Source organism: Levilactobacillus paucivorans (genome assembly GCF_001437125.1).
In the GTDB taxonomy this organism is placed as follows: Bacteria; Bacillota; Bacilli; order Lactobacillales; family Lactobacillaceae; genus Levilactobacillus; species Levilactobacillus paucivorans.
This window is the reverse complement of sequence record NZ_JQCA01000139.1, coordinates 1-2,616: the sequence shown is the minus strand read 5'-3', so window position 1 is coordinate 2,616 and position 2,616 is coordinate 1. Positions and strand designations below refer to the sequence as shown.

Genomic DNA, 2,616 nt, shown 5'->3' with positions numbered 1-2,616 from the left:
CAGAAATTAAGCCAAAAAACAATCCTGAAAATAAAAACGATCGGCCTAGTTATTAGAAGCTGTCTAGAATCTCTTAAGAAGCTGTTTAGTATCTTTGATTTTGACCCAATAATTTGATAAACTACTGTCAAAAAAGTTGGTGATCATATGCAACATTTTAGTCATCATTACCAAAGCGATATTTCTCGGCAACAATTCGATTTGATCCGTCAGGATCTGGAAGCTTCAAGAAAACGAACTCACCCAAAACACATTGATCCTTATGATATCTTCTGTGCCATGCTCTATGTCCTTAAAAATGGCTGTACTTGGCGTGATTTGCCGGCTGATTATCCAAAGTGGTCCACCGTTTACTACTATTGGATGAGTTGGTCAAAAGCCCCCACCCCTGATAAACCAGCTTTATTAACTCAGGTTTTAAAAAAATTGTCGCTGATCGACGATTAAGGCAAGGGCGGTCAGCCCGAACTTCGTTCGTCATTTTAGATGCCCAAAGCATTAAGAACACCGCTACCGCTGAAAATAAGGGTTACGATGGTGGCAAGAAAATTTCCGGCATTAAGCGCCATTTAGCCGTTGACATCAATGGATTCCCGCAAGCTATCCATATTACCCGGGCTAACATCACTGATCGTGACGGGGCGATTGCACTCGTCACCCTTAATTTAGAGCAGTTTAAATTGGTTCGAACCATGATGGTTGATAGTGGTTATACCGGCCAAAATTTTGCCAATGAGATTAGCAGTTTAACCTCAGCCAAGGTAATCGTCGTTAAAGAAATGAGTTACACCAATTTTCGGTTATCCCCCAACGGTGGCTCATTGAACGTTCATTTAGTTGGTTGGGAAATTATCATCGTTTATGGCGTAACTGTGAGCGTAAGCTCAACACTAGTCTCATGATGGTTTCGTTAGCTTTTATCAGGTTACTTCTCAAAAGATACTAAACAGTTTCTCACACCAGTTTTGATCTTTGCCATTTACTATCATGGCAATGAGGCTAAGATTGAAGGATTACTGACGGCATCACAAGTGTTCCTGAGTATTGCTTTACCGTTTGCCATCATCCCACTGGTCATGTTCACCAGTAACAAGAAGTTGATGGGTGAGTTCGCCAATCATACTTGGGTCAAGTACGCTGCTTGGTTTGCCACCATTGTGCTGGTAACCTTGAACATCTACTTGATTCTCCAGACGGTTGACTTGCTGAAATAACCGTTTAAAGACCTTTATAAAAAATAAGTAGGTTTCCGTTATATTCTTTATAAAAGTGTTTAGCAGTTGGGAGTCGTTGACAATTTAAAAATTTGTCTGCGCCTTCTTTTTTTTTAGTCTAAAATAGAGGTTAATAACTAACAGGGGGATTACTAAATGATCAAACCCGAAAAGACAATCAATGGAACCAAATGGATTGAAACGATTCAAATCAATGCCGAAGAACGGGCAACCCTCGAAGATCAGTATGGCATCGATGAAGATATTATTGAGTACGTCACTGATAATGATGAAAGTACTAATTATGTTTATGATATCAATGAGGACGACCAATTATTCATCTTTCTGGCGCCGTATGCCCTCGACAAAGATGCGCTGAGATACATTACCCAGCCATTTGGCATGTTGCTCCATAAGGGCGTTTTATTCACGTTTAATCAAAGCCACATACCTGAAGTCAACACGGCACTTTCCTCGGCATTGGATAATCCCGCGGTTAAGAGCGTCGATGCATTTATTCTGGAAACACTGTTTACAGTTGTTGACAGCTTTATCCCAATTTCTCGCGGCATTACCAAGAAACGCAACTATTTGGATAAAATTTTGAACCGGAAGACGAAGAACAGTGACTTGGTTTCACTTTCATATCTTCAACAGACGTTGACCTTTTTGTCCAGCGCGGTCCAAACCAATCTCAGTGAACTCGATCGTTTGCCAAAGACCCATTTTGGTGTCGGTGCTGACCAAGATAAAATTGATTTATTCGAAGACGTGCAAATTGAAGGAGAACAGGTCCAACGGATGTTTGAGATTGAAACCCAAGTCGTTGACCGAATCGATCATACCTTCAACAGCCTTGCTAATAACAACCTGAACGATACAATGAAATTTTTGACAATTTGGTCACTGACCATGGCTGTGCCAACGATCATTACCGGATTCTATGGGATGAACGTGAAACTCCCGTTAGCCGGGATGCAATATGCTTGGATGCTGACTTTGGGGATTTCTGTCGCCTTGATTGTGGCGATGCTGATTATGCTGAAGGTCTGGCGGAAGATGTGATGGGTGAGTGACTTGCTGCTGGGTGGGGGACTTTTTTGGAATATGTATAGTTGAGCAGTTATGCTATTTTGAGCACCCTTCGGCTTCTGAAATACGCTCCGACGACCCTGACCCCGGCCACATAAGACAAAAAATCCAGTAACGAACAAAAACCGTTCGCTACTGGATTTTCTGCCTTATGCTCTGGGGTCAACCCGGGTCTTGTCGCGCTCTTATTTTTTACCATTTCTTTACCCAATCAATACCAAGCAAAAACATTACCCTTCTATACTAAAAGTGTTAGAAGCTGTCTAAAATCTCTTAAGTAATAGTGCTAAAAACGCCAAAACGACCATTT

General features: G+C 41.5%; 1 protein-coding gene and 2 pseudogenes. All 3 read left to right on the top strand.

Annotated features, from left to right (window positions below; translation table 11 throughout):
- Positions 1 to 147: 147 nt before the first annotated feature.
- The 3 genes and pseudogenes from IV54_RS11795 (at position 148) to IV54_RS09665 (ending at position 2,279) form a co-directional block, all read left to right on the top strand.
- Positions 148 to 946, top strand: a pseudogene (locus IV54_RS11795) (IS5 family transposase).
- Positions 947 to 953: 7 nt separating this feature from the next.
- Positions 954 to 1,214, top strand: a pseudogene (locus IV54_RS09670) (divalent metal cation transporter); the annotation flags it as partial.
- A gap of 156 nt (positions 1,215 to 1,370) precedes the next feature.
- Entirely contained in the window at positions 1,371 to 2,279 is a 909-nt protein-coding gene (locus IV54_RS09665) for a magnesium transporter CorA family protein (protein ID WP_057879133.1), read from the top strand.
- Positions 2,280 to 2,616 lie beyond the last annotated feature (337 nt).